Genomic DNA, 24,951 nt, shown 5'->3' with positions numbered 1-24,951 from the left:
GTAACGACTTAGACGGCCGCCTCTGAATCGGGGGGCATGGCTACGGGTTTCGACATCGGGACGCGGGGGTTCAGGGTGGCACGCGGCGACCCGGCGACGCCGACGGTCTCGGAGACGTCACCACTGTATCTGCGAGTATCGGACGCGGACTTCCTGGAGACGGACCTCTCGAAGGCCGCGCTCTCGACGGTGCGCGTCGACGACGCGACGTACGTCGTCGGGCCGGACGCGACGCGAGCGGCGGCGGCCGTCGACCGGGACCCGGAGCACCTCCTCGAGCACGGCGTGCTCGCGGACCGAGAGGACGTCGCGGACGTGTTCGCCGCGCTCGCGTCGGAGTTCCTCGGCGAACCCCCGCGGAGCGCCGCGACCGGCGGCGACGGCGATGACGCCGACAGCGATGACGCGTCGCGGTTGGCGTACTCGGTACCGGGGACGATCGTGGACGCGGCCGTGCCGACGGCGACCCACCGGGAGGCCGTGCAGTCGGTGCTCGCCGGCCTGGGGTACGAGCCGACGCCGATCACGTCCGGGTTCGCGGTGGTGTACGACGCGCTCGCGGGGTCGAACCTCACGGGCGTCGGCGTCGCGGTCGGGGCGGAGTCGACGTCGGTGGCGCTCGTCTACTACGGCGTGCCGGTGCTCGCGTTCTCGGTCGCGAAGGGTGGCGACTGGGTCGCCGAGCAGGCCGCGACGGCCACCGGGGAGTCGGTCGACCAGGTCCGGGGCGTGCAGGCGCGGACGACGATCGAACCGGGCGCCGAGGGCGGCGTGGAGGGCGCGCTCGCTCGCGGCTACGACGCGCTCGTCGGCGACGTCGTCGACGCGACCGTGGAGGAGGCGACCGAGGGCGACGTCCGCGAGGGCGTGAGCGTTCCGGTGGTCATCGGTGGCGAGGCTGCCGTCCCCGGATTGGAGGTGCTCGCCGCGGGCCGGTTCGACGAGGGCGCGCTCGACCTCCGCGTGACCGAGGCGACGCTCGTCGACGACCCGGCGGTGAGCGTCGCTCGCGGCGCGCACGCGGCGGCGACCGACGGCGTGGACGCGTTCGAGGACGTGACGTGGGGCGCCGACGGCGGCTTCAGTGGCCGTGGCGACATCGACGCGTCCGACGCCGGGACCGCCGCGGGCGACGACGGCGACGATGCCGACGACGAAGACGAAGGCGACGGTAGCGGGACCGACGGCCCCGAACAGGCGACGCTCGCGGCCGCCGCGACCGCCGCGACCGACGCGACCGACGCGACCGATTCGACCGACGCGACTGACTCAATCGATTCGACCGACGACGCCGCCATCACGAAGCTCTTCGACCGCCTCGCGAACCGCGACGACGAGATTTCCGACCTACGTGACCGACTCGAGGACGTCTCCGATCAGCTCGCGGCCGTCTCCGCGGAGATGGCGACCGCCGACCGCGTCGAGACCGTCGAATCGGACGTCGACGCCGTCGCCGCCGACATCGACGCGGTGGAGGCGAACGTGGACGCGGTGGAAGCGAATGTCGACGAAGTGGAAGCGAATGTCGACGAAGTGGAAGCGGACGTCGACGCGGTGGAGGCGAACGTGGACGCGGTGGAAGCCGATGTCGACGAGACCGGCGAGCGCGTGACGGACTTGCGGGGAGAGCTGTCGGTGCTCGACGATCGCCTGGCGGACGTGGGGGATGCGCTCGACGACGTGGAGGCGGACCTGGCGGCGGAGATCGACGACGTGGAGTCGCGGATGGCGTCGGCGTCGACCGTCGAGGCGCTCGACGAGCGGACGGCTACGGCGGCGACGGTCGACGACCTCGAAGCGGACCTGGAGGCGACGCGAGATGCCGTCGACGCTGACGTGCAGGCGGTCGCGGACGACCTGCACGCGCTGGAGGGCGCGCTCGACGAGCTGGAGGTCGCGCTCGACGACCTGGCGGGCGACGTGGCGAGCGTCGACGACCGCATGGGCGAACTCGCGTCGACGACCGATCGCCTGGGCGACCGAGTGGACGACGTCGACGAGCGTGTGGCCGGCATCGACGACCGAACCGAGGCGCTCGCCGAGCGCACGAACGACCTCGAAGCCGTGCCCGCGCGTCTCGAGGACGTCGCCGACGACGTCGTGGCACTCGAGGACCGGTTCGCGGACCGCGCGGACGACCTCGAGGAATCGGTGTCGTCGCTCGCTGACCGCACGGACGCTGTCGAGGACCGCCTCGACGCGAACGAGGACTCGATTGGAGCGGTCGAGGACTCGGTGGGCGACGTCGATTCGCGCCTGGACGCGGTCGACGAGCGCGTGGACGACGTCGCGGCGGACGCCGAATCCCTCGAGGTGGACGTGGCGGCGATCCGGGAGTCGGTCGCGGCGGTGGACGAACGGGTGACGGCGGTGGAGTCGGCGGCCGACGACCACGCGACGGAGGCGGCGCTGGACGCGGTCGGCGAGGACGTCGCGTCGGTGCGCGAGCGCGTCGAGGACCTGTCCGCGTCGATGGTCGACGACGGCGAGACCGCGGACGCGGAGGCCGTCGAGACCGTCCGGGCGTCGCTGTCGACGCTCCGGTCGGACCTCGCGGACGCGACCGAGCGACTGGACGCGGTCGAGGCCGAGGCGAGCGACGCGCGAGAAGCCGCGGAGGCGGCGTCCTCCGAGGTGGACGCGGCTGCGGCGGACGCGGAGACTGCGTTGTCGACGGCAGAAGCGGCGGCAGCGGAGGCGGAGACGGCGGCGTCGGACGCGGATGCGGCGGCGTCGGACGCGGATGCGGCGGCGTCGGACGCGGCTGCGGCGGCGTCGGACGCGGAGACGGCGCTGGACGCGGTCGCGGACTTGCCGGAGTCGGTGGCGGCCGGCGACGAACTGGCGGCACTGGACGAGCGAGTGGTGGCGCTGGAGGAGCGCGAGTCCGGCGTCGGCGTCCGGGCGGCGCTCGCGAGCGCAGTCGGCGGCGGGGGCGTCGGCGCGGGCGCGCTCGGGATGGCGACGGGCGCGACGCTCGTCGGGGCCGGGTCGCTCGTCGTCGGCGCGCTCGTACTCGTCGGCGTCTGGGCGAGCGAACGCTAGGGCGTGAAGAAGCAGGGGCCGTCGTCCACACCGGGCCCGGGGCGGACGCGTGGCCGACGGACGGCGATCTGAGTCGTGGGCGGGTTCGTTCGTTATCGTTTGACGGCGGTGTCGTGCATCTCGCCGCCGCACTTCCGGCAGGTCCGTTCGACGTTCTGTGTCTCGCGACCGCACGCTGTGCACTCGTACCGAGACATCACCTGTGTCATATGGTAACAATCGTTTCTATTACTGATAAGGGTTGCCCTCGTATCCAGCATCGAAACGGCACCAACGATAACGAGGCCCCCTGGACGGTCCGCGCGGTAGCACTGAGATACCGGAACGCTCGGCGAACGCTTGCGGTCGCAGGCCGATAGCGTCAGGACTCGCGAAGACAACGGCTGGCTAACAAAGAGTGGGGCGGTCCAACTCGGGACATGGTCTCCGCACGCGCACTCGTCGTCAACGCCATCGTCGGCCTGCTCATCCTCTTCCTCGCGAACGTGCTCGGTCTCGGCGTCCAGATCTCGCTCATCACCCTCCTCATCTGTGCGATATTCGGCGTACCAGGAGCGATACTCGTCATCGTGCTCGCGCTGCTCGACGTCGCGTTCGCCGCGATGATCGTGCCCCAACTACCGGTCTGAGACGCCACGCGCCGTTCGAAAGCGACGCACTCCCCCCCGCGTGGAGATGCACTCCGTGCGAGCTAGTTCTGGGTCTGGCTGTACTCGTCGACCCACTCCTTGAGCGTGATGCCCATCGCGGCGTCCGTGATGGCGTTCGAGGACGCCGAGTTCGCGGACTTCACGAGCTCCGCCTCGAGCGTTCGCTGGGGTACCTCGCCGAGGAAGTGCGGGATCGCGCGCTGGACGCCGATGGGGACACCGACCTCGTGCGCGAGCGCGTACCCCGAGAGCGAGTGCGGGATTTCGTCGGTCGCGTAGCGCTCGCGGTCCGGGTCGACGAGCGTCTCCGCGGGGACGTGCTCGACGTACTCGTAGCACTTCCCGACGTCGTGGAGCAAGCACGCGGCGACGACGACGTCCACGTCGACGTCCGCGCCGTGGAACTCGCGCTGGACGCGCGCGGACTCCAGCGCGACCTTCGTCACGCCGCGGACGTGCTCGACGTTCGTGACGTCGTGGATGTTCCACGCGTACGGGATGTCGTAGACGTCCTGCCAGCCGCCGCGTTCCAGCGCGAGCACCCACGCCTCCACGACCCGCTCGCGGAGGTCGTCGTCGCCGATCTCCTCGAGTTCCGGGAACGCCTCGCGGACCTGCGCGTCGTAGTCCGGCGTGCCGCCGTCGTCGGCCGCCGCCTCGCTCGCCGGGGCGTCCTCGTCGGCCATCAGTACCCCTCGGCGTCGACCTCGTCCTTCTGGACGACCTCCTCGCCGATGAAGCGCGGGCGCTCGTTCACGGCGAGGAAGTTGTTCACGTCCTCGCGCGCGGCCGCGGCGACCTCGCGGGTGGGGTCGTAGTCGCGACTGCCTTCGCTGCCGAGGGCCTCGTGGAGGTCGTCGAGCGTCTCGAAGTAGAGCTCGGCGACGCCGTCGAACTCGGCGTTCTCCGGGTCGGTGGGGTAGACGGTCTGGTAGCGAACGACGCCCTCGATGTCCTTCGCGAGCGGACTGTGGTTGTCCTCCCAGTACTCGCGGAACTCGTCGTGGCTCATTCCCTCCTTGCGGACGAGGAACGCGGAGTGCTTGTAGAGACCGTCGGTGTCGCCGTCGACTTCGTCCTTCCAGACCTTCTCCTCGCCGATGAAGCGCGGGCGCTCGTTCACGGCGAGGAAGTTGTTCACGTCCTCGCGCGCGGCCGCGGCGACCTCGCGGGTGGGGTCGTAGTCGCGACTGCCCTCGCTGCCGAGGGCCTCGTGGAGGTCGTCGAGCGTCTCGAAGTAAAGTTCCGCGAGCCCGTCGAACTCGGCGTTCTCCGGGTCGGTGGGGTAGACGGTGTGGTAGCGGACGACGCCTTCGATGTCCTTCGCGAGCGGACTGTGCTCGTGCTGCCAGTAGTCCATGAACTCCTCGTGGGTCATGTCGTCCTTGCGAACCAGACAGGCGACGTGCTTATACATACGTTCGAGTCGACGCCCGGAGGCCCGATAAAATGCCGGGAAAGCGTCGTCGCTATCGGGTTCCTGCCGGGAGCTATCGCATCTCGGGGAGCGAGTGCGCGGTGTCGGACATCAGCCAGGCGTCGTCGTTCTCGGGGTCCTCGATGGAGATCGCGTAGAACGAATCCCGTCCGTCGTCCACGGTGATGTGGAACCCACGACTCGTCAATGCTCCCGACTCGGCGGGAGCGGATTCAGGGGTATTCACACCCCCTCTCAGGGACAGGCATTGATAACGACCACGATTTCGGCGTCTACCCCCGCGAGAGGGCCGCTATCGGTGCCCTTGGTCGGTTCAGGCTGGCGGTTTCGAGGTCGATGAGGGAACGTCCGAGGGTGAGCGCGACGCCGGCTGACTCCAGCGCACGTGCGTCGCCCCAGTCGACGCCAACTGTTAACCGCTCCCACGATGAAAGCCGTCGCATGTCGACCGATCCACCAACGGCGGACGAACCGGGTGCCAGCGCTGACGGTGAGCGCGCCGACGCAGCGGTCCTCGGGGGCCTGCTGGCGGACCTGCTCGTGCAGGACGCCGACCGGAACGAACGCGCACTCGACTCCGACCTGCACGACGACGTGACCGTCGTAGACGGGAACGAACCGACGTATCCCGCTGGTTCGGAGGGCGAGCGGTGACCCACGACACCCCGATTCGCGTCGAGCACGTCGGCATCGCCGTCGAAGAGTTCGAGGAGGCAGAGGCCGTCCTGCACGCGCTCGGCGCCCGCCAGTACGTCGACGACACCGGCCCGAACGACGACTTCCGGTGGGCGGGCTACCTGCTCGGGGACGCCTCACGGCTCGAACTCGTCACGCCCCTCAGCGACGACAACTTCATCCGCGATTTCCTCGACCGCCACGGCCCCGGCCTCCACCACGTCACGCTCGAGGTCGAGAACATGGACGCCGTGATCGCAGCGCTCGAGGCCGCGGACGTCACCGTCGTCGACCGCGCCCAGCACGAGACCTACGAGGAGGCGTTCGTCTCGCCCGCGAACCCGACGGGCGCGCTATTCCAGTTGATGCGGTACCGCGAGGGGTACGTAGAGAAGTACGACAGCCCCGACACGTACGTGAACGGGATGGCCGTCGCGAACGCGTTCGACGACCGGAACTGACGCTTCGATTGCGGCGCGAACGAGCGGATCGCTGGGCGAGCCCGCGCGATCGACGACGGCCGCGAGAGCGACTGCGGCCGGGACGCCCTTGCTGTCTCGAAGTAGAATTGACGGAGTCGAGTTGCGGTCGCGTCGACCGCGATCGCGTCAGTCCGCGAACGACACGCCGAGGTAGCGTTCGACGGTCTCGGTGTCGGCACGCAAGTCCTCGGGCGTGGCCTCGTGGACGATCTGGCCGTGCGCGAGGACGTACACGCGGTCGGCGAGGTCGAGCGCGACGCGGACGTTCTGCTCGACGAGCAGGACGGTGACGCCGGCGTCGCTCACCTCCCGGACGACTTCCTGGACGCGGTCGACGATGAGCGGCGCGAGCCCCTCGGTCGGTTCGTCGAGCATCAGGAGGTCCGATCCGGCGACGAGCGCGCGAGCGATCGCGAGCATCTGCTGTTCGCCGCCCGAGAGGTCGCTCCCGCGGTTGTGGCGCCGTTCGTCGAGGTTCTCGAACGTGTCGAACACCCACTCGAGGTCGCGGCGGTTGTCGGTGTCGGCGCCGCCGTAGCTCGCGAGTTCGAGGTTCTCCTCGACGGTGAGTCCCGGGAAGATGCGGCGTTCCTCTGGGACGAGTCCGATGCCACGCCGGGTCGTCTCCACGGGACCGATCCCGGTGACGTCGTCGCCGCGATAGTGGACGCTCCCGCTCCAGGGTTCGACCGACCCGAGGATCGTACGGAGCGTCGTCGTCTTCCCGACGCCGTTCCGGCCGACGAGCGCGACGATCTCGCCCTCGTCGACGTGCGCGTCGATGCCGTCGAGGACGCGCGTCTGGCCGTACCCCGAGACGAGATCGTCGAGTTCGAGCATGCTCACGAGTGGTCACCTCCGATGGCCGCGGTCGCGGTCGCGTCTGCGTCTGCGGTCGCATCTGCGTCTGCGGTCGCGGTCATTGGCCGTGCCCTCCGAGGTACGCGGCCTGCACGTCCTCGTCGTTCGCGACCTCCTCGGGCGTCCCCGTCCTGACGATGCTTCCGCGGTTCAGGACCGTGATGCGGTCGGAGACGTCCATCACGAGGTCGATGTCGTGCTCGATCAGCAACAGGGTCTGTTCGGCGAGGACGTCGTCGACGAGCGCCATCGTCGCCGCCGTCTCCTCGCTACCCATCCCCGCGGTCGGCTCGTCGAGCAGCACCACCTCCGGGTCGGTCGCGAGCACGAGCCCGATCTCGAGGCGACGCTGGTCGCCGTACGCGAGCGTCGACGCCTCCTCCTCGGCGACGTCCGCGAGCCCGACCTGTTCGAGGACCTCCTGGGCGTGCGCGTTCACGTCGTCGAACTCGGTCTTCGGGCGGAACAGCTGCGCGCCCTGACTCATCTCGCGGCTCGGGATCGACTGCGCCGCCAACCGGACGTTCTCCAGGGCCGTGAGGCCGCCGAAGACGTTCGTGATCTGGAACGACCGCCCGATGCCGCGGCGGACGCGCTCGTAGCTCGGGAGGTCCGTGACGTCCTCGCCGTCGAAGACGACCTCGCCCTCCGAGGCGCGGAGCGCGCCCGTGATGCAGTTGAACAGCGTCGTCTTCCCGGCGCCGTTCGGGCCGATGACGCTCCGGAACTCGCCGGCCTCGACCGCGAGGTCGACGTGGTCGACCGCGACCAGTTCGTCGAACCGCCGCGTCAGTCCGTGCGTCTCGAGGAGCGCCATCAGTCGCTCACCTCCGGTGGCGCGACCGCGGCGAGCGGTCGCGCGAGTCCGCTGTTGCGCATCAGTCGCTCACCTCCGTGTCGGTCGCCTCCGCGGTGGGTTCTCCGCCGCTGCCACCGCCGCCCGCGCCGAAGCGAGCGCGGAGCGTCGCCGGCAGCGACACGAGGCCCTCCGGAACGTAGATGACGAACACGACGAAGATGAGGCCGAGGATCCCCTGCCACTGCGAGAGGAACTCGCCGAGCAATCCGGGCGTCCCCTCGCCGAGCGTGAGCAGTATCTCCTTCAGGCCGAGGAACGCGCCGGCGCCGACCATCGGCCCGTACAGCGTCCCCATGCCGCCCAGTAGCGTCATCACGATGACTTCGCCGGACTTCAGCCAGAACAGGAAGCTCGGGCCGACGCCGAAGCTGTTGATCGTCGCGAGGCCGCCCGCGAGCCCGGCGAGGCCGCCGGAGATCATGAACGCGCGGCGCTTGTACGCGACCGTGTCGTACCCGAGGAACTCCGCTCGGTCCTCGGATTCGCGGATCGCCTGCAGGACGCTCCCGAACGGCGCGCGCATCATCTGGCGCGCGACCAGGTAGGAGACGACGACGAGTGCGAGCACGACGTAGTAGAACAGCTGGATGTCGCCGAGCAAGTCGACGCGACCGACCTGACCGATGCCGAGGCCGTACGTGGGGTCGTAGCCCGTGTAGAGACCGTCGCTCCCCCCCGTGGCGTCGAACTTCGTGACGGCGTTGTACGCGAGCTGCGCGAACCCGAGCGTGATCATCGCGAAGTAGACGCCGGAGACCCTGATGGAGAGGTAGCCGACGAACCACGCGATGGCGAGCGCGAGCACGATGCCGACGAGCAGCCCCACCCAGAACACGGGCGTGAGGTACAGCGTCACCATCACGGTCGCGTACGCGCCGACGCCGTAGAACAGGACGTGCCCGAGCGACACGAGGCCCGCGTACCCCATGACGAAGTCGAGGCTGAGCGCGAACAGCGCCCAGATGAGGATGTTGATGACGAGCGCGTTCGCGAAGTAACTCGAGTAGACGACGCCGATACCGAGCGGGACGAGCGCGAGCACGCCCACGAGCCCGATGGCGAGGTACCGCCGCGTCGAGTCGTCGAGGATGCCACCGCCGCCGCCGGTCAGCAGGTCGCCCTCCTCGCCGCCGTGATTCTGCCACTCGGGGTTCCCGAACAGCCCCTGGGGTTTGGCGAGGAGGATGCCGACCATGAGGAGGTAGACGACGACGCCCGTGAGTTCGTTGACGTACGTCTGCGTGAACGTCTGGACGATCCCGATGGTGAGGCCGCCGACGACCGCGCCCCGGAAGCTCCCGAGGCCGCCGAGGACGACGACGACGAACGCCGGGATGATGATCGAGTTCCCCATCCCGAGCGCGACCTCCTGCTTCGCGCCGAGGATGATGCCCGCGACTGCGGCGAGCACGCACCCGAACGCGAACACGAGCGTGTAGTATCGGTCGATGTCGATGCCGAGCGCGCGCACCATCCCGCGGTCCTGCGCCCCGCCGCGGATGATGATGCCGACGCGCGTCTCCGTCAGCGCGAGCCACGTCGCGAGCGCGAGGACGCCGCCGGCGACAATGACGAAGTAGTTGTACAGCGAGTACTGGAATCCCGCGATCGTGATCGGGCCGGCGAGCAGCGCCGGCTTCGCGAACGTCTGGGGCTGGGTGCCCCAGATGAGTTCGATGCCGTCGGCGATGACGAGCACCAGCCCGAACGTCAACAGGATGTGGTAGAGTGGATTCCGGCCGTAGAGCGGTCGGATGGTGACGCGCTCGACGAGCCCGCCGAGGACGCCGACGATCAGTGGCGCGACGACGAGCGCGATCCAGAACCCGCCGGTGACGCCGGCGAGCGCCGCGACGATTCCGACCGCGAGGTACGCGCCGAGCGCGTAGAACTCGCCGTGCGCGAAGTTGATGACGTCCATCACGCCGAAGATGATGGACAGTCCCGCGGCCAGCAGCACGTACACCATCCCGACGCTCAGGCCGTTCAGGAGCTGCGTGAGGAGCGCACCACCTGAGACCATTATAGCGAGCAGTTCGTGGAGTCACACGACGGGATGGCGTCCTCGCCGGAGAACTTCTCGATGAGTTCGACGTCGGCCACCTCGCCGGAGTCCGGTTCGACGTTCTGGCCGACCCAGACCGGATTCATCGCTTGCTGGTCGCACTCGCGGTAGCGGTTGTCGCCGAGGACGCTGTTCGTGTCCAGGCCGGCGAGTGCGTCCTTCACTTCCGTCGGGTCCGTCGAGTCGGCTTCCTTGATGCCTTCTGCGGTCATCCGGATGGAGTCGTAACCGACGCGCGCGAAGTTCCCGGGGGCGCCGTCGTCCGGGTACTCGCTCGTGTACGCGTCGACGAACTGCTCGTTCCAGCCCGTCGAGAGACTCGCGTTGTACCGGACGCCGCTGTAGATGCCGTACCCGGCGGTGCCGAGGCCGGCGCGCAGCGACTGGAACGACGCGGTCGTCGTGATGATGTCGATGTCCTCCCCGAGCCCGGCGCTCGCGGCCTGGTTCCCGAAGCGAACGAAGTCGCCGCCCGTCGACCCGACGACGAGGACGTCCGCGTCCGAGTTCTGGATCTGGGAGATGTAGGACTCGTAGTTCTGCGCGCCGAGTTCGGCGCGCGTGACGCCGACCTCGTTGAACTCGGTGTCCGAGGCCTCCATTCGCGACCGCCACTCGCGGAGGACCGATTGCCCGTACGCGTAGTCAGCGATGTGGAACCAGACGTTCGACCCGAGGTTCTCGAGCGTCCAGTTCGCACAGCCCTCGGCGATCTGTGCCGTGTTCGTCTCCGAGCGGAACACGTACTCGTTACAGCTCTCGCCCGTGATCGGGATCGCTGCCGCGCCCGGATTGTAGATGACCTCGTTCTCCTGGGCGAACGAGTTCAGGGCGAGCCCGACCTGGCTCGAGATGGCGCCCATGATGAAGTCCGCGCCGTCTTGCTCGACGAGCTGGGACGCGGCCTGCGTCGCCGTGGACGGCCCCGTCTCGGTGTCGCCGTAGACGCCTTCGATCTCGTAGTCGAAATCGTCGTCCTCCTGGAGGTGACTGATCGCGAGTTCGGCGCCGTGTCGCTGGAACGGCCCCAGCGACGAGTAACTCCCCGAGATGGGGCTGACGACGCCGTAGGTGACGGTGCCGCTGGCGCCACCGCCGATGTTCGAGAGACAGCCGGAGACGCTGGCGACGCCGGCGGCGCCGGCCGCGGCTAAGACGTCTCGTCTGCGAACGGTCCCGCCGGTCGCGTCCGCTCCCATGTCACCACCAGACCGATTGTTGTCAGCTGGCATGATATGCACTCAGTTGGGAGACGGCTAAAGCCTAGTCCTTTTTCTCACGAACTTTTACTCGAAAAACCGGCACCGCTGGTGATTTCCCGGCAAGTCCTGCGCGAGCGCCGACCGGCATCCAGACCTCGTAGTGTGCGCCCGCCCCCGACGAAGGCCCGTCGACGGCCGTCGATTTCCTGTCGGGCGACCAACCGTCGAGTTCCTGCCGCGGCATCAACCCTTTTACTGGCGGACGCAATCCGTTCATACATGGTCTACAACGACGTGGAGACGGCCAGCCGATCGGAGCTCGAGGAGCTCCAGACCGATCGTCTCCGTGAGACCGTGGAGCGCGTCTACGAGAACGTCCCGTGGTACCGCGACCACCTGGAGAACGCAGGCATCGCACCCGAAGACGTCGACACCATCGACGACGTCTCCGACCTCCCGTTCACGACGAAGGAGGACATCCGCGACAACTACCCGGACGGTCTGTTCGCGGTCCCACACGAGGACCTCCAGCGGATCCACGCGTCCTCGGGGACGACCGGGAAACCGAAGATCGTCGCGTACACCGAGGACGACCTGGGCGTCTGGCACGAGGTCATGGCGCGGTCGCTGTACGCCGCGGGCGTCCGCTCCGACGACGTCGTCCAGAACGGCTACGGCTACGGCCTGTTCACGGGCGGCCTCGGGTTCCACGACGGCGTCGAAGAACTCGGCGCGTGCGTCATCCCGACGGGTGGCGGGAACACGAGCCGCCAGATCGACATGCTCCGGGACATGGAGTCCGACGTCCTCTCCTGTACGCCCTCGTACTGTCTGTACCTCGACGAGCGCGCCGACGACATGGGCTTCGACCTCGCGGACCTCCCGCTGGAGCGCGTGATCATCGGCGCGGAACCGTTCACGGACCCGATGCGGAACGAGATCGAGGACGCTCTCGGCGTCACCGCGATCGACGTCTACGGCCTCTCCGAGATCATCGGCCCCGGCGTCTCCATCGAGTGCGAGGAAGCCCAGAACGGCCTGCACGTCTGGGAGGACCACTTCTATCCCGAGGTCGTCGACCCCGACACGGGCGAGGTGCTCCCCGAGGGCGAGGAGGGCGAACTCGTCCTCACGAGCCTCACCAAGCAAGCGTTCCCGATGATCCGCTACCGGACCGGGGACATGACGAGCCTGAACTACGACGAGTGCGAGTGCGGTCGCACCGTCGTCCGCATGGACAACGTCAGCGGTCGCGCCGACGACCTCATCATCGTCCGCGGCGTCAACGTCTACCCGAGCCAGATCGAGGAAGTGATGGTCGACATCGACGCCGTCGCCCCCCACTACCGCATCGACCTCTACCGCGAGGGGAACCTCGACACGCTCGAACTCACCGTCGAACACGTCCACGACTACGACGGCACCCACGAGGAACTCGAGGCCGAGATCGACTCTCGCCTCCGCGACGTCCTCGACGTCAAACCCGACGAGATCGAAGTCGTCGGCCCAGGCGTCATCGACCGCACCGAGGTCGGGAAAGTCAAGCGCGTCTACGACCACCGTGAAGACTAGCGTCTTCACGTAATCCCGTTCGCTGACGTTCACGGAACGAACGACGACCGTTTTCTTCGACCGCCGTGCCGTCGTCCCCTCCCGCCGTAACGCCTTCGGGGGACGGCGTTGAAGCGCGACCATGAGCGAGGACGACCCGACGACGTACGGCGGCCTATCGCCGGTTGCCGCGCTCTCGCTCGTCGGGAACGACACGCGCGCCGGCGTGCTCTGGGCGCTCTCGGAGGCCCGCGGGAGCGAGGGCGACCCGCCCGTCCTCTCGTTCAGCGACCTCCGCGACCGCGTCGCGCCCGAGATGCCGTCTAGTCAGTTCAACTATCACCTCCAGGAGCTCGTCGGCCAGTACGTCGAACGCCGCGAGGGAGTGGGTGGAGACCGCGACGGCAGTGGTCGAGACGGCGGCGACGCGGCGACGCTCCACGCCGACCGCGGCGCCGGGTACGCGCTCCGCTCGGAGGGAACGTTCCTGACGCGGCTCGTGCGCGCCGGCACGTTCACCGGTGAGGGCACGCGCGAGGGCATCCCCGTCGGCGTCGACTGCTACTTCTGCGACGAACCGCTCGCGGTCACGTACGAGCACTGGATCGCGGAGGTCCAGTGCGACGGCTGCGAGCACGTCTACGACCACAACTTCACGCCACCGGGCGTCCTCGCCGACGACCCCGACGCCGTCCTCGCGCAGGTCGCGGCGTTCAATCGCGCGCACCGGCTCGCGTTCGCTCGCGGCGTCTGCCCGCTCTGCGGGAGCGAGCCGAGCGCGTCGTTCGTCGACCCCGCGACCCTCCCGTATCCGCGCCCGGACCACCGAGAGGTGCTCGTTCACCGCGGCTGCGGTCACTGCGGGCACCTCGACTACCTCACCGTCGGCGAGACGCTCCTCCGCGATCCCGCCGTCGTCGCGTTCTGCTTCGCGCACGGCGAGGACGTGACGACGACGCGACTCTGGGAGCTCGAGTTCGCGATGACCGACGACGTCGTCGACGTCCGCGACCGCGACCCCTGGCGGGTCGCGTTCGCTCTCGAGCGCGGCGACGACCGCCTCGGGATCGTCCTCGACGACGACGTCGCCGTCGTCGACCGGACGTGGAACGGCGCCGAGCACCGTCCACCGAGTAGCGACCCGTTCTGAACGCGCCGTGGCGTATCAACGCGACTGTCTTTGTTCCCTCCTGAACTCCAAAGGCGTATCTTTATATCGTCGAGGGCTGGAATCTACGGCATGATGGACGAGCGGACGCGACGGGCCGGGGAGCGCGCTGCCGCCGCGCGGCGACGCGCGTTCTCGGTGGGCGACGCCAGGCCGGCGTCGGCGAGCCCGATCGGCCTCGTCCCGGTACTCCTGCTGTGTCTCGTCGGCGCGGTCGTCGACGCGTACGGCGTGCTCGCGTTCGACGCCGGCGTGGCGGTCGAGGCGGCAAGCGGCGGGCTGGCCGCGTTCGCGGTCGTCGCCGCGTTCGCGCTCGCCATCGGTCACTCGTGGGCGTGGACGATCACGTGGTTGTACCTCGCGGTGCACGTGTTCTTCGACATCCTCGCGGCGACGTTCGTCGGCCCGATCGCGCTCGCGGTGGCGGTCGTGTATGCGCTGGCGTTGACGTACGCGACGACGCGTCGCGTCGTCGAAGTCGCCGGGCAACAGTCTATGGAGTAGACGCCGCCGCGTAACGGTGCGCCTCGCGTGTCGCGCCGCGTGTCGACAGTCAGGCGTCGATGCGGTAGACGCGGCCGCGGAACGTCGCAACGCGTTCGTCGTCCGCGGTGACGACGACCTCGTACTCGGCGGTGCGACCGCTGACGTGGGTCTCTTCTGCCGTGGCGGTCAGGGTGTCGCCGACGTCGACCGCGTCCAGGTACGACATGTTCGTCTCGAGTGCGACCGCGGGGTCGCCGCGGGAGTTCGACGCGGCCGCGAACGCCGCGTCCGCGACCGAGTACACCGCGCCGCCGTGGGGCGTGCCGTGGAAGTTCAGGAGGTCCTCGGTGACGACGAGTTCCGTGACCGCGTGCCCGGGTTCGAGGACGGCGAGGTCGATGCCGAGCGTCTCGCAGTACGCGTCCCCGTCGATGCGCTCGGCGACGTCCGCGTCGACGTCGAAGTCGCGCTCGGAAGCGTCGTCGTCGTTCGCGCGTTCGTCCATGGTTCGCTCGACGACGCGCGACCCCAAAGCCGTGACGGCACCACCAGTCCTTGCGGCTTTCCCTCGACCGTGGGGCGAGTCGTTCTCGTGCGATTTCGGGCGTTCGCGTCGATGGCGTCAGGTGCGTTCGCGTCCATGACGTTTGGTGCGTTCGCGTCGATGGCGTCAGGTACTTTGATGTGCTCGTGGGTCGGGGTTTCGAGTATGTACGAACGCTCGTTCATGGAGGGCACCCGTGGGACGCAGGCCGTGGACTGGGAGGAACGCATCGACGTCAAGCGCATGCGGACCGAGCGCTACGAGAAGGCGCTCGACCGACTCCAGGACTCGCCGCTTGGGTCGATGCTCCTGGTGTCGGACCCGAACATCCGGTACGTGACGGGACTCGCGATGACTGGTGGGTCGGGCGCGGACCATTACACGCTGCTGACGGAGGACGGCGACGTCGTGCACTGGGACACCGCGGATCACGCGAGCAACCAGCGGTTCAACTGTCCCTGGTTGACGGACGTCCGGTACGCCGCGCCCGGGCTGGGGAACGTGCCGCGAGCGTCGGGTCGTGACTCCGCACGGGACTTCCTCAAGCAGAAGATGGCGGACCTCGTCACGGAGGCGATGGCAGAGTACGGGGTCGACGATGCGCCGATGGGGCTGGACGTCGGGAACGCGGGACTCATGGAGGCGTTCGACCGTAACGGCGTGGACGTGCGGACGAAGGAGTGTGTGGACCTGATGCACGACGCGCGGAAGGTGAAGACGCGCGACGAGGTCGAGTGCCTGCGGATGGTCGCGGCGATCTGCGAGGCGGGCTTCCAGCGGATCACGGAGACGGCGAAGCCGGGGATGAGGGAGTCGGAGGTGTGGGGCGAAGCGGTGCAGGAGCTCTGGCGCCATGGTGCGATGGCTCAGGGTGGATACGTCACTTCGGGGCCCAATACGTGGCCGAAGCACCAGGCGAACACGACCGACCGCCAGATGCGGCCGGGCGACATCGTGTACGCGGACTTCTACAACATCGGGTACCTCGGCTATCGGTCGTGCTACTACCGCACGTTCTCCCTGGGCGAGCCGACGCAGGCACAGAAGGACGCGTACGAGATCGCGCGGGACAACCTCTACGACGTCCTCGAGCGCATCGAGCCGGGCGCCACCACTGACGAGATCTGCAAGGGCTTCCCGGACATGGAGGGCGAGCACGCGGACTGGTACGACGCAGACGAGCACTGGCAGATGACGACGAATCACTGGGCGCACGGGCTCGGCCTCCAGCTCTACGAGCAACCGCTCATCTGGCGTGGTCTCAGCCCCGAGCACCCGATCGAGATCGAGGAGGGGATGACGATGGCGGTGGAGACGATGGAGCCCGCGGAGCGTCAGGGCGTCCGGGTCGAGGAGATGGTGGTCGTCCGCGAGAACGGCGTGGAGATCCTCAGCGAGTGGCCGGTCGAGGAGATCACGCGCATCGATCACTGACGGCAGTTCGAGACGCCACTGACTGACGGCAGTTCGAGACGCAACTGGGGAGGCGGTCGGGTCGGTGCGACTCTCAGTGGCTGGCGTGCGGCCAGTCGCTGGCGGCGTCGAGCGCGGGCGGGTCGCGCATCTCGACGGCGGTCGCGCGCGCTTCGACGGTCGGGTCGCCGCCTCGTGGGCGGACCTCGCAGACGACGTCGGTCTTCCTGCCGACGTCGCCGTCGATCCGGGCTTCGAGTTCGATCGGTCGGTCGAGGGGTGTGGGCGCGAGGTAGCGCGTCGTGAGTTCGCCCGTGACGTACATGCGTAGTGGGTCGTCGGCGAGCAGTCGGCGGCCTTCGGTGGCGTACCGGGCCGCGATGGCGGTCCAGATGACGTGGCAGTCGACGAGGCTCGCGAGCAGGCCGCCGTACGCGAAGTCGGGGTAGCCGGCGGCGTGCGTGGGCTCGGGGTCGAACGTCGCGAGGAGGGCGTCGCGGTCGGGTGCGGGGTAGCTCTCGAGCCCGAATCCGTCCGGGTTGGCTTGCCCGCAGCCGTAGCAGGTGTTGTCGGGCCACGCGGCCTGGACGGGGTCGTCTGGCGGGCAGACGTCGGCGAGCGAGCGCGGGCGTGAGTCGGTCACGTTGGGTGTGCGTTCGCGCGGTCGGGACTTGAGCGTTCGCCACGCTGGGTGCTGGTTCCGGGTGGGTGGTGGATGTCGCGACTGGGTCGTGAATGTCGGGGGGTGTGTCGTGGGTGTCGACGACGGTGGCGGTGGGGGCGTGCTAGATGTACGTGAGGTAGACGTGTTCGTCGTAGCCGTCGCCGCCGACGAGCGTGGTGTCGGTGGCGACGTGCTCGAATCCGAGGGCGTCGTAGAACGCGTTCCCTGGGGCGTTCCGTGCGAGCACCATCGCTTCGGCGCGGTCGCAGCCGCGGTCGCGGAAGGCGTCGAGTGCGGCGTCGACGAGACCGCGGCCGAGTCCGTCGTCGCGTGCGTCGGGGTGGACGTACGCGCGGAGGATGGTGCCGCAGTCGCCGTCGACGACGCCGTGGACGAAACCGCGGATTCGGACGCCGGTGACGTCCGCGTCCGATTCGGCGTTCGCGTCGTCGGTCTCGGCGACGAGGACGAGTGCGTCGCCGCGGCGGACGTCCGCGGCGAGCTGGTCGTGGCCGTACCAGGACTCGACGGTGTCGGTCACCGCTTCCCTGTTCACCACGTCCGGGTAGTCGCGTTCCCAGGTCGTCCGTGCGACGTCCCTGACGGCGTCGACGTCGTCAGGCGTCGCTTCGCGATACCTGGCACGCACGGGTACTGTCATACGTTACCATTCGACGGGCGGCGTCCAAAGTGTTACGACAACCTTTTTTCTTCCTCGGGTGGCCCTGCGGGCCACCACTCGTCGAAAAAACGTTGATGAAAAAATGCCGCTCGCGCTCTCCGAGCGCTCACGGTGGGTGCACTGGACGAATCCCGCAACCGCACCGCCGCCGCAACCACACCGCCGCCGCAACCGCGCCTCGCCCTCCCCAGCCGACTGCGCGCCGCGGCTCACTCCGTTCGCCGCGGTGCTCGTCCCTCACGCGGTGTCGGCTCGCCGGTGCGAGCACCGGCTCGCCAGCGCGCGCCAGCGACGTGGTCGAGTGCTCGCGTCGCTGCGGGTATCGTCAACCGCAGCGCCAGTCGCGCGGGGAGTCGTTGAGGCGCTCGCAGCCGTCGTCGGTGACGGCGACGAGGTCCTCGATGCGGACGCCGAACTCGCCGTCGAGGTAGATCCCTGGTTCGATCGAGAACACCATCCCGGGTTCGAGGACGCGGTCGTTCCCGGCGACGATGTATGGTGACTCGTGGACGTCGAGGCCGACGCCGTGGCCGGTCCGGTGGAAGAACGCGTCGCCGTAGCCGGCGGCCTCGATGACTTCGCGTGCCGCGGCGTCGACAGCCTGGGCTTCGACGCCGGGTTCGACGGCGTCGACGGCAGCCTGCTGGGCCTCCCGGACGACGTCGTGGACCTCGCGGAATCGCTCGGGTGGGTCGCCGGCGAACACGACGGTGCGCGTCTGGTCGCCGGGGTAGTCGTCGACGGTTCCGCCGAAGTCGAGCACGACCGGGTCGCCGCGCCCGATCTCGCGGTCGCCGTGCGTGTGGTGGGGCATCGCGCCGTTCGGCCCGGAACCGAGGATGACCGGGAACGCGACGTCGCTCGCGCCGCGCGCTCGCAACTCCTCCTCGATCTCGTCAGCGAGTTCGGTTTCGGTCGATCCGACGACGTCCTCGCCGCGCGAACGCAGCCACTCGCTGACGTCGTCCGCGACCCTGCCCGCTCGGCGGAGCGCGTCGAGTTCCGCGTCGTCCTTCCGCACCCGCACGTCCGCCACGGCCTCGCTCGCGAGCCCCCAGTTCGCGTCCGGGAGGACGCCGCGGAGGTCCTGCGTGAACGTCGCCCACATCGAGTCGTCGACGAGCACGCGCGGGACCTCGTCGACGCCCCAGAGCAGGTCGTCGAGCACGTCCTCGACGACCGAAAGCGGGTCCTCGTCGTCCCCGTACGCACGTACCGTCTCCACCCACGACTCCGCGCGAACCTGCGTCTCGTACAGCGTCGGGACGACGAACGCGGGGTCGCCCTCGCGGGGGACGAACAGGAACAGGTGGCGTTCCGCAGGGTCCTCCTCGAAGCCCGCGAGGTAGTGGAGGTTCGAACTCGGGAACAGGACCGCGAGGTCGGCGTCCGCGTCGCTCATCGCGGCCTGGACGCGCCCGGTTCGCTCGCGGAAGACGGCTTCGTCGAAGTGCTCGCTCATGCCCGAACCCTCGACCGGGCGGGGCTTCAGGGTTCCCAAGTGGGCGCGTGCGAGTGGGGACGGGCGCCGGCTGCCGAAGATTTAGGGCCGAGGACGATGGACCCTCGACCATGACCGACCGAACGCGAGCGCACGTGTACGTCTCCGGGCGCGTCCAGGGCGTGTACTTCCGGGCGACGACGCGCGATACCGCCCGCGAGCACGGCGTCGACGGCTGGGTGCGGAACCTCGACGACGGCCGCGTCGAGGCCGTCTTCGAGGGCGACCGAGACGACGTCGAGGCGATGGTCGAGTTCTGCCACGAGGGATCGCCGGCGGCGAACGTCGCGGGAGTCGACGTGGAGTGGAGCGACCCCGAGGGCGAGGACGGCTTCGAGATACGGCGCTGACCCCTGGGGCGTGCCGACCACTCCTTTTTCACGACGGCGGCCGAATCGTCGCGCATGATTGGAAGCGACCGGATGGCCGTCGTCGACGAGAACGCGGCGGCGCTCGGTGTCCCCCGGAAGCAACTCATGGAGTCCTCCGGGCACGCCGTCGCGCGCGTCGTCCGCGAGCACGCCGACGCCGGCGACCGCGTGGTCGTCGTCGCGGGGCGCGGGAACAACGGCGGGGACGCGTTCGTCGCCGCGCGATTCCTCGACGAGTACCACGTCACCACCGTCCTCCTCGGTCGCGCGGACGCGATCGGGACCACCATCGCTCGCGAGAACTGGGACGCGCTCCAGCGAGCGGAGTACGACACGAAGACGGTCGCGGACTCGACCACGTTCTCGCTCCCCGAGTGCGACGTGGTCGTGGACGCGATGCTCGGCACGGGCGTCACGGGCGCGCTCCGGGAACCGGAGGCGACCGCCGCCGAAGCCGTCAACGACGCGGACGCGACGGTCGTCTCCGTGGACGTCCCGAGCGGCGTCGACGCCGACACCGGCGACGCCGAAGGGGTGGCAGTCGAGGCCGACCACGTCGTGACGTTCCACGACCAGAAGCCGGGCCTCGAGGCCGTGGCCGCCGAGGTGACGGTCGCGGATATCGGGATCCCGGAGGCGGCGGAGACGTTCGTCGAACGCGGCGACCTCCGGGCGCTCTCCCGGCCGGAGGACGCGCACAAGGGCGAGTTCGGGCGCGTCCTCGTCGTCGGCGGCGGTCCGTACGCGGGCGCGCCGGCGCTCAGCGGGCAGGCGGCGATGCGCGCCGGCGCGGACCTCTCGTTCGTCGCCACGCCCGGTCGCGTCGCCGACACCGTCCAGGGCTACGAGGAAGGCCTGATCGTCCGCGAACTCGCGGGCGACCTCGTCCTCCCGCGGCACGTCGACCAGTTGCTCGACGAGGCGCTCGACGCGGACTGCGTCGTCATCGGCCCCGGCCTGGGCGCGTCGGAGGGCACGCTCGACGCCGTCCGCGAGTTCCTCGAACTCTACGACGGTCGCGCGGTCGTGGACGCGGACGCGCTCCAGGTCGTCCCCGACGTCGACACGGACGCAGACCTGCTCTGTACGCCTCACCAGGGCGAGTTCGCGGGGATGGGCGGCGAGCGGGCCGACGACTGGCGCGAGCGCGCCGAGAACGTCGAAGCCCTCGCGGCCGAGCTCGGGCAGACGCTGCTCGTGAAGGGCGCGCACGACGTGATATCCGACGGCGAGCGAACGCGCGTGAACCGCACGGGGAACCCGGGGATGACCGTCGGCGGCACCGGCGACGTGCTCGCGGGGATCTGCGGGGCGCTGTTCTCGACGCACGACGCCGCGACCGCCGGCGCCATCGGCGCGTACGTCAACGGTCGCGCCGGCGACGCCGTCGTCGACGAACAGGGATACGGGCTCCTCGCGAGCGACCTGCTTTCGGCCGTCCCGCCCGCGATGTGGGGTGACGACGATGCCTGAGGACGCGGACCGCGCCGGGGAGGACCCCGAGGCATCGGTCGAGACCGATGGGCCTGACGGGAATCGCGAGGCGCTCACGCACGTCGAGGACGGAGCCGCGAGCATGGTGGACGTCGGCGACAAGCCCGATACCGCGCGGCGAGCGGTCGCCCGCGGCCGACTCTCGCTACGTCCGGGGACGGTCGCGGCGGTTCGCGCGGACGAGGTCGAGAAGGGCGACGTGCTGGCGACCGCTCGCGTCGGCGCGATCCAGGCGGTCAAGCACACGTGGGAGACCGTTCCGCTCTGTCATCAGATCCCGATCACGAACGTCGACACCGAGTTCACACTCGAGGACGACGCCGTCGCGCTCTCGGTGGCGGTGGAGACGACGGGGAAGACGGGCTGCGAGATGGAGGCCGTCGAGGGCGTCACGACGGGACTGAACGTCGTCTTCGACATGGTGAAATCCCTGGAGAAGGACGACGACGGCGAGTACCCGGTCGCGGAGACGAACGAGGTGCGGGTCGTCGAGAAGGAAAAGCGGTCGCTCGAGTAGCAGCGGCGAGCGAACCGCGGGCTGGTCGTGGTGGCGTGGTCGAAGAACGAGTCGTGTCGGTCGTCGGTGTGTCCGGCTTTCCCGTTCAGGGCGCGGTTTGCTCGTAGGCGTGCTCGGTGGCGTCGACGACGCGGTGGATCGGGAGCGTGAACCCGAACCGGCTGGTCGCGAGTGCGACGGGGAGCAGCGCGATCCCCATCGCGATGGTGAGCTGGTACAGCGTGAACAGCGTGGCGGCGAGTGCCCGTTCTATCATCGAACTTCGACCGGACACTACCCGCACCAGTATATAAGCTTGGCGGGCGAGGCGGGCGTCGAACTGCGTGTGTTTGGCTGGCACGGGGCGTTGCAGTCGGGCGATTCAACTGGAGTTGTCTCCGGGGCGACCTGAGTGGGGCTCCGACCGTCACTTCGGGTCTCCAACCTCGTGCCAACCCGGGTCGTTTACCACTCGTCGCTGGAACCAACGCATAACTTACGCAATGATGCTCGAGGAGTATCGACGCGACTCGCGACGTTCTCACGACCGTCGGCGACCACCGTGGGAGCCAGCGTCGCTCGCGGGCGGGTGCGTCGCGTGCGAAAGCTAGACGCGGGAGGGTGTCTGGCACGCCAGCGCGGGTCGTGGGGCGGACGAACCGCAAACCTAGCCTTGCTCGAACCCACACGCTTTGGTATGAGCAATTACCTCGTTGCGATGGAAGCCGCGTGGTTGGTTCGTGACGTCGACAACGTCGAGGACGCCATCGGGGTTGCGGTCAGCGAAGCCGGGAAGCGACTGAACGACTCCGGGAAGGAGTACGTCGAGGTCAACGTCGGTGGGACGCAGTGCCCCGCGTGCGCGGAGGTCTTCGACAGCGCGTTCGTCGCGGCCGATACCGCGCTCGTCGGCCTGCTACTGGAGATGGACGTGTTCAACGCGGACAGCGAGGAGCACGCCAAGCGCATCGCGAAGAGCGAGGTCGGGGGTGCGCTCCGGGACGTCCCGCTGTCGGTCGTGGAGACGGTGCTGACCGAGGAAGACGAGGACGAGGACTGAGCGCTCCTCGGTCGAGCGCGACCGACAACACTTTTATTACCTCGGGTAATACTGTCGGGGTATGGAACTGCCGACGGACGAGGAACTCCGCGAACGCCGGGAGGACCTCGAACTCACCCAGAGCGAACTCGCCGACGCCGCCGACGTCTCCCAGCCTCTCGTCGCTCGCATCGAGGGCGGCGACGTCGACCCACGACTCTCGACTCTGCGACGCATCGTCGAAGCACTCGACGCGGCCGAGGGCGAGATTCGGCGCGCTCGCGACATCATGCACGAGGACGTCGTCGTCGTCCGCATGGACGACAGCATCGCCAGAGCCGTCGACATCATGGGCGAGGAAGGATTCAGTCAACTGCCAGTCGTCGACGAGACCGGGACGCCGGTCGGCATCCTCTCGAACAGCGACATCCGCGCGCACCGCCAGGACCACGACGTCGAGGAGCTCCCCGTCGCCGAAGTCATGAACGAGGGGTTCGCGACCGTCGCGCCCGAGGCGACCGTCGACGAGGTCGACAACTACCTCGACCACCAGGACGCCGTCATCGTCAAGGACGGCGGGTCGCTCGTCGGCATCGTCACCGACGCCGACATCGCCACGCACCTCTCGGTCTGAGGCGACCCGCGATCCCCGAGACGGTTCTCGGCGCGAGTCGACTGACTAACGTTGCGTCGCCGTCCTCCTTGCTGCGTCGTCCTCCCTGCTGCGTCGTCCTCCCTGCATCGTCGTCCTCTCTGCGGCGTCGAACGAACGCACCGCCTAAGTGTAACCAACGGTAATCTCTCGGTATGGTGTCCGAATCGACGATTCGAAACGCCGCCGGCCTCGCGATCATCGTCGGCGCGTTCGTCCTCCTCTACGCACTCGCGGCGACCGGCGACCTCACCCCGACGTTCGTCGCCAGCACGCTCCCGCTATTCGGTCTCGGCGCGGCGCTCGTCGTCGGCGGCGGCGTCGTCCGCAGGTACCTCCACCACCTCCACGGCGCGACCTCGAACTGACCGCCAGCGCCGTCGCCGCAGCTACAGTTCCATCCCGCGGACCGCGACGCAGTCGCCCTCCTCGACCTCCCCGATCACGCGCCCGTCCTCGGTCGCGTCCGCGAGCGCGTCCGCCTCCTCGGCGGGAACCGCCGCGACGAATCCCGTCCCCATGTTGAACGTCTCGTACATCTCCCGCGGTGCGACGTCGCCGAGTTCCTGGATGACCGCGAATACGTCCTGCGCCGGGAACGGGTCCGCGATCTCGTAGCGGTGGTCGCCCATCCGCGAGAGGTTCCGCCACCCGCCGCCGGTCACGTGCGCTGCCGCGCGAACGTCGTGCTCGCGCATCGGCTCCAGGAGGTCCGAGTAGATCCGCGTCGGCTCCAGGAGCACTTCGCCGACGGTTTTGTCGGGGTCCGCGGGGAACGGGTCGTCGTACTCGTACTCGGCCGTGATGGCTTTCCGCGCGAGCGTGAGACCGTTCGAGTGGATGCCCGAGGACGGCCACGCGACGAGCGCGTCGCCGACCTCGGCCTCGCCGTCGAACACCTCCTCTTTCTCCGCGAGCCCCGCGGCCGTCCCGGCGAGGTCCAGGCCGGAGACGACCTCCGGCATCACCGCCGTCTCCCCGCCCAGGAGCGAAACGCCCGCGCGCTCCGCGGCGACGCGCAATCCCTCGCCGACCTGCTCGGCGAACCCCTCGTCGGGTTCGTCGACCGCGAGGTAGTCCACGAACGCGACCGGCGTCACGCCCGCCGCGACGAGGTCGTTCACGTTCATCGCCATGCAGTCGATCCCGACCGTCGAGTAGTCCGCCATCGCCTCCGCGACGAGGAGCTTCGTGCCGACGCCGTCGGTCGCGAGCGACAGGAACTGGTCGCCGACGTCCAGCAGTCCGGCGTACTCGGTCTCGACGACGTTCCCGACCGCGTCGAGCAGGGCGGCGGTCGCCTGCTCGCTCGCCTCGACGTCCACGCCAGCGTCCGCGTACGTCATCCCCTCGCCGTCACCAGTCGATTTCTCTTCGCTCTCCCCTGGCTCCGTGGCGTCCTCGGTCATGCCTGAACGGCCGCGTGGCCGCCACATAGGTCCGTCGGAATCCCCGACTCCCTCGACTCCCCCTCGACTCCCTCTCCCCTCTCCCGACGCCGCTCGCGCGTCGAGCGGCCGAGAGACCGCGGTCCCATTCGATGCCGCGAGATGACGAGAACGCGGTGGCCGTCGCTCCGTGGTGTTAGAGCGACGGTGTAGGTCGGCGAGCGG

Annotated in this window: 27 protein-coding genes; 14 read left to right on the top strand and 13 right to left on the bottom strand. The window is 69.1% G+C overall.

Going from position 1 to position 24,951, the window contains the following annotated elements; all coding sequences use genetic code 11:
* Positions 1-36: 36 nt before the first annotated feature.
* On the top strand, positions 37-3,045 hold the full coding sequence (locus G9C85_RS04325) for a hypothetical protein (protein ID WP_166037255.1): 3,009 nt from the start codon (positions 37-39) through the stop codon (positions 3,043-3,045).
* A 419-nt stretch (positions 3,046-3,464) separates the two neighbouring features.
* Positions 3,465-3,674 carry a pro-sigmaK processing inhibitor BofA family protein gene (locus G9C85_RS04320; protein ID WP_166037253.1) on the top strand — a complete coding sequence of 70 codons (210 nt, stop codon included), beginning with the start codon at positions 3,465-3,467 and terminating at the stop codon, positions 3,672-3,674.
* 62 nt (positions 3,675-3,736) lie between these two features.
* Here G9C85_RS04320 and G9C85_RS04315 read toward each other — a convergent pair whose 3' ends face one another.
* From G9C85_RS04315 to G9C85_RS19070, 3 genes are all read right to left on the bottom strand, one after another.
* On the bottom strand, positions 3,737-4,381 hold the full coding sequence (locus G9C85_RS04315) for an HD domain-containing protein (protein ID WP_166037251.1): 645 nt from the start codon (positions 4,379-4,381) through the stop codon (positions 3,737-3,739).
* Positions 4,381-5,112, bottom strand: coding sequence for an EthD domain-containing protein (locus tag G9C85_RS04310; protein WP_166037249.1), 732 nt, complete (start codon positions 5,110-5,112; stop codon positions 4,381-4,383). The genes G9C85_RS04315 and G9C85_RS04310 overlap by 1 nt, the downstream gene beginning before the upstream one ends.
* Before the next feature lie 73 nt (positions 5,113-5,185).
* Positions 5,186-5,320, bottom strand: a complete 135-nt coding sequence (locus G9C85_RS19070; RefSeq protein ID WP_275690761.1) for a hypothetical protein — start codon at positions 5,318-5,320, stop codon at positions 5,186-5,188.
* A gap of 254 nt (positions 5,321-5,574) precedes the next feature.
* On the opposite strand from G9C85_RS19070, the gene G9C85_RS04305 reads away from it, so the two are divergent.
* A complete protein-coding gene (locus G9C85_RS04305) occupies positions 5,575-5,787 on the top strand; it encodes a hypothetical protein (RefSeq protein WP_166037247.1) in 213 nt (70 codons plus the stop codon).
* Positions 5,784-6,269: a VOC family protein gene (locus tag G9C85_RS04300; protein ID WP_166037245.1), complete on the top strand. Its 486-nt coding sequence runs from the start codon at positions 5,784-5,786 to the stop codon at positions 6,267-6,269. The genes G9C85_RS04305 and G9C85_RS04300 overlap by 4 nt, the downstream gene beginning before the upstream one ends.
* Positions 6,270-6,416: 147 nt before the next feature.
* On the opposite strand, the gene G9C85_RS04295 is transcribed toward G9C85_RS04300, so the two are convergent.
* The 4 genes from G9C85_RS04295 to G9C85_RS04280 all read right to left on the bottom strand — a co-directional run bounded on the left by G9C85_RS04295 (position 6,417) and on the right by G9C85_RS04280 (position 11,274).
* Entirely contained in the window at positions 6,417-7,130 is a 714-nt protein-coding gene (locus tag G9C85_RS04295) for an ABC transporter ATP-binding protein (protein ID WP_166038941.1), read from the bottom strand.
* A gap of 79 nt (positions 7,131-7,209) precedes the next feature.
* Complete coding sequence (locus G9C85_RS04290; protein ID WP_166037243.1) at positions 7,210-7,968, bottom strand: ABC transporter ATP-binding protein; 759 nt, start codon at positions 7,966-7,968, stop codon at positions 7,210-7,212.
* 61 nt (positions 7,969-8,029) lie between these two features.
* Positions 8,030-10,033 carry an ABC transporter permease gene (locus G9C85_RS04285; RefSeq protein WP_166037241.1) on the bottom strand — a complete coding sequence of 668 codons (2,004 nt, stop codon included), beginning with the start codon at positions 10,031-10,033 and terminating at the stop codon, positions 8,030-8,032.
* Positions 10,033-11,274, bottom strand: coding sequence for an ABC transporter substrate-binding protein (locus G9C85_RS04280; protein ID WP_166038940.1), 1,242 nt, complete (start codon positions 11,272-11,274; stop codon positions 10,033-10,035). Before G9C85_RS04280 ends, G9C85_RS04285 begins: the two co-directional genes overlap by 1 nt.
* A gap of 282 nt (positions 11,275-11,556) precedes the next feature.
* Here G9C85_RS04280 and paaK point away from each other — a divergent pair, with 282 nt between their 5' ends.
* The 3 genes from paaK to G9C85_RS04265 all read left to right on the top strand — a co-directional run bounded on the left by paaK (position 11,557) and on the right by G9C85_RS04265 (position 14,500).
* Positions 11,557-12,849 carry a phenylacetate--CoA ligase PaaK gene (paaK, locus tag G9C85_RS04275; RefSeq protein ID WP_166037240.1) on the top strand — a complete coding sequence of 431 codons (1,293 nt, stop codon included), beginning with the start codon at positions 11,557-11,559 and terminating at the stop codon, positions 12,847-12,849.
* Positions 12,850-12,970: 121 nt separating this feature from the next.
* Complete coding sequence (locus G9C85_RS04270; protein ID WP_166037238.1) at positions 12,971-13,978, top strand: helix-turn-helix transcriptional regulator; 1,008 nt, start codon at positions 12,971-12,973, stop codon at positions 13,976-13,978.
* Between the two features lie 90 nt (positions 13,979-14,068).
* On the top strand, positions 14,069-14,500 hold the full coding sequence (locus tag G9C85_RS04265; protein WP_166037236.1) for a hypothetical protein: 432 nt from the start codon (positions 14,069-14,071) through the stop codon (positions 14,498-14,500).
* A gap of 49 nt (positions 14,501-14,549) precedes the next feature.
* Here the strand turns inward: G9C85_RS04265 and G9C85_RS04260 are convergent, their stop codons facing one another.
* The gene (locus tag G9C85_RS04260; protein ID WP_166037234.1) at positions 14,550-14,987 is read right to left on the bottom strand and encodes a hotdog fold thioesterase; all 438 of its coding nucleotides are present in this window, start codon (positions 14,985-14,987) and stop codon (positions 14,550-14,552) included.
* 204 nt (positions 14,988-15,191) lie between these two features.
* Here G9C85_RS04260 and G9C85_RS04255 point away from each other — a divergent pair, with 204 nt between their 5' ends.
* Complete coding sequence (locus G9C85_RS04255) at positions 15,192-16,460, top strand: Xaa-Pro peptidase family protein (protein WP_166037232.1); 1,269 nt, start codon at positions 15,192-15,194, stop codon at positions 16,458-16,460.
* Between the two features lie 73 nt (positions 16,461-16,533).
* On the opposite strand, the gene G9C85_RS04250 is transcribed toward G9C85_RS04255, so the two are convergent.
* From G9C85_RS04250 to G9C85_RS04240, 3 genes are all read right to left on the bottom strand, one after another.
* Positions 16,534-17,082: a PaaI family thioesterase gene (locus G9C85_RS04250; RefSeq protein ID WP_166037230.1), complete on the bottom strand. Its 549-nt coding sequence runs from the start codon at positions 17,080-17,082 to the stop codon at positions 16,534-16,536.
* A gap of 142 nt (positions 17,083-17,224) precedes the next feature.
* Positions 17,225-17,764, bottom strand: a complete 540-nt coding sequence (locus G9C85_RS04245; RefSeq protein WP_166037228.1) for a GNAT family N-acetyltransferase — start codon at positions 17,762-17,764, stop codon at positions 17,225-17,227.
* Positions 17,765-18,110: 346 nt separating this feature from the next.
* Positions 18,111-19,247: a Xaa-Pro peptidase family protein gene (locus G9C85_RS04240; protein ID WP_166037226.1), complete on the bottom strand. Its 1,137-nt coding sequence runs from the start codon at positions 19,245-19,247 to the stop codon at positions 18,111-18,113.
* A gap of 110 nt (positions 19,248-19,357) precedes the next feature.
* Between G9C85_RS04240 and G9C85_RS04235 the strand changes: the two genes are divergently transcribed.
* Genes G9C85_RS04235 through moaC form a run of 3 tightly spaced genes read left to right on the top strand, consistent with a single transcriptional unit; the run spans position 19,358 to position 21,668 of the window.
* A complete protein-coding gene (locus G9C85_RS04235; protein ID WP_166037224.1) occupies positions 19,358-19,636 on the top strand; it encodes an acylphosphatase in 279 nt (92 codons plus the stop codon).
* A 54-nt stretch (positions 19,637-19,690) separates the two neighbouring features.
* A complete protein-coding gene (locus tag G9C85_RS04230) occupies positions 19,691-21,130 on the top strand; it encodes an NAD(P)H-hydrate dehydratase (protein WP_166037222.1) in 1,440 nt (479 codons plus the stop codon).
* The gene (gene moaC, locus G9C85_RS04225) at positions 21,123-21,668 is read left to right on the top strand and encodes a cyclic pyranopterin monophosphate synthase MoaC (protein WP_166037220.1); all 546 of its coding nucleotides are present in this window, start codon (positions 21,123-21,125) and stop codon (positions 21,666-21,668) included. Before G9C85_RS04230 ends, moaC begins: the two co-directional genes overlap by 8 nt.
* An 85-nt stretch (positions 21,669-21,753) precedes the next feature.
* Here the strand turns inward: moaC and G9C85_RS04220 are convergent, their stop codons facing one another.
* Positions 21,754-21,924, bottom strand: a complete 171-nt coding sequence (locus G9C85_RS04220) for a hypothetical protein (RefSeq protein WP_166037218.1) — start codon at positions 21,922-21,924, stop codon at positions 21,754-21,756.
* A 420-nt stretch (positions 21,925-22,344) separates the two neighbouring features.
* On the opposite strand from G9C85_RS04220, the gene G9C85_RS04215 reads away from it, so the two are divergent.
* The 3 genes from G9C85_RS04215 to G9C85_RS04205 all read left to right on the top strand — a co-directional run bounded on the left by G9C85_RS04215 (position 22,345) and on the right by G9C85_RS04205 (position 23,706).
* Entirely contained in the window at positions 22,345-22,707 is a 363-nt protein-coding gene (locus G9C85_RS04215) for a DUF555 domain-containing protein (RefSeq protein WP_166037216.1), read from the top strand.
* Between the two features lie 61 nt (positions 22,708-22,768).
* Positions 22,769-23,320, top strand: a complete 552-nt coding sequence (locus G9C85_RS04210; RefSeq protein ID WP_166037214.1) for a CBS domain-containing protein — start codon at positions 22,769-22,771, stop codon at positions 23,318-23,320.
* A gap of 173 nt (positions 23,321-23,493) precedes the next feature.
* Positions 23,494-23,706, top strand: coding sequence for a hypothetical protein (locus tag G9C85_RS04205; protein WP_166037212.1), 213 nt, complete (start codon positions 23,494-23,496; stop codon positions 23,704-23,706).
* A 21-nt stretch (positions 23,707-23,727) separates the two neighbouring features.
* Here G9C85_RS04205 and purM read toward each other — a convergent pair whose 3' ends face one another.
* On the bottom strand, positions 23,728-24,747 hold the full coding sequence (gene purM / locus G9C85_RS04200; RefSeq protein WP_166037210.1) for a phosphoribosylformylglycinamidine cyclo-ligase: 1,020 nt from the start codon (positions 24,745-24,747) through the stop codon (positions 23,728-23,730).
* Positions 24,748-24,951 lie beyond the last annotated feature (204 nt).

Source organism: Halorubellus sp. JP-L1 (assembly GCF_011440375.1).
Taxonomy (GTDB): domain Archaea; phylum Halobacteriota; class Halobacteria; order Halobacteriales; family Natrialbaceae; genus Halorubellus.
The sequence above is the reverse complement of the archived record's forward strand: the minus strand, read 5'-3'. Positions and strand labels throughout refer to the sequence as shown.

Coding starts and splice junctions, on each gene's coding strand:
- G9C85_RS04325 (WP_166037255.1), top strand. CDS start 37: ATGGCTACGGGTTTCGACATCGGGACGCGGGGGTTCAGGGTGGCACGC.
- G9C85_RS04320 (WP_166037253.1), top strand. CDS start 3,465: ATGGTCTCCGCACGCGCACTCGTCGTCAACGCCATCGTCGGCCTGCTC.
- G9C85_RS04315 (WP_166037251.1), bottom strand. CDS start 4,381: ATGGCCGACGAGGACGCCCCGGCGAGCGAGGCGGCGGCCGACGACGGC.
- G9C85_RS04310 (WP_166037249.1), bottom strand. CDS start 5,112: ATGTATAAGCACGTCGCCTGTCTGGTTCGCAAGGACGACATGACCCAC.
- G9C85_RS04305 (WP_166037247.1), top strand. CDS start 5,575: ATGTCGACCGATCCACCAACGGCGGACGAACCGGGTGCCAGCGCTGAC.
- G9C85_RS04295 (WP_166038941.1), bottom strand. CDS start 7,130: ATGCTCGAACTCGACGATCTCGTCTCGGGGTACGGCCAGACGCGCGTC.
- G9C85_RS04290 (WP_166037243.1), bottom strand. CDS start 7,968: ATGGCGCTCCTCGAGACGCACGGACTGACGCGGCGGTTCGACGAACTG.
- G9C85_RS04285 (WP_166037241.1), bottom strand. CDS start 10,033: ATGGTCTCAGGTGGTGCGCTCCTCACGCAGCTCCTGAACGGCCTGAGC.
- G9C85_RS04280 (WP_166038940.1), bottom strand. CDS start 11,274: ATGGGAGCGGACGCGACCGGCGGGACCGTTCGCAGACGAGACGTCTTA.
- paaK (WP_166037240.1), top strand. CDS start 11,557: ATGGTCTACAACGACGTGGAGACGGCCAGCCGATCGGAGCTCGAGGAG.
- G9C85_RS04270 (WP_166037238.1), top strand. CDS start 12,971: ATGAGCGAGGACGACCCGACGACGTACGGCGGCCTATCGCCGGTTGCC.
- G9C85_RS04265 (WP_166037236.1), top strand. CDS start 14,069: ATGATGGACGAGCGGACGCGACGGGCCGGGGAGCGCGCTGCCGCCGCG.
- G9C85_RS04260 (WP_166037234.1), bottom strand. CDS start 14,987: ATGGACGAACGCGCGAACGACGACGACGCTTCCGAGCGCGACTTCGAC.
- G9C85_RS04255 (WP_166037232.1), top strand. CDS start 15,192: ATGTACGAACGCTCGTTCATGGAGGGCACCCGTGGGACGCAGGCCGTG.
- G9C85_RS04245 (WP_166037228.1), bottom strand. CDS start 17,764: ATGACAGTACCCGTGCGTGCCAGGTATCGCGAAGCGACGCCTGACGAC.
- G9C85_RS04240 (WP_166037226.1), bottom strand. CDS start 19,247: ATGAGCGAGCACTTCGACGAAGCCGTCTTCCGCGAGCGAACCGGGCGC.
- G9C85_RS04235 (WP_166037224.1), top strand. CDS start 19,358: ATGACCGACCGAACGCGAGCGCACGTGTACGTCTCCGGGCGCGTCCAG.
- G9C85_RS04230 (WP_166037222.1), top strand. CDS start 19,691: ATGATTGGAAGCGACCGGATGGCCGTCGTCGACGAGAACGCGGCGGCG.
- moaC (WP_166037220.1), top strand. CDS start 21,123: ATGCCTGAGGACGCGGACCGCGCCGGGGAGGACCCCGAGGCATCGGTC.
- G9C85_RS04220 (WP_166037218.1), bottom strand. CDS start 21,924: ATGATAGAACGGGCACTCGCCGCCACGCTGTTCACGCTGTACCAGCTC.
- G9C85_RS04215 (WP_166037216.1), top strand. CDS start 22,345: ATGAGCAATTACCTCGTTGCGATGGAAGCCGCGTGGTTGGTTCGTGAC.
- G9C85_RS04210 (WP_166037214.1), top strand. CDS start 22,769: ATGGAACTGCCGACGGACGAGGAACTCCGCGAACGCCGGGAGGACCTC.
- G9C85_RS04205 (WP_166037212.1), top strand. CDS start 23,494: ATGGTGTCCGAATCGACGATTCGAAACGCCGCCGGCCTCGCGATCATC.
- purM (WP_166037210.1), bottom strand. CDS start 24,747: ATGACCGAGGACGCCACGGAGCCAGGGGAGAGCGAAGAGAAATCGACT.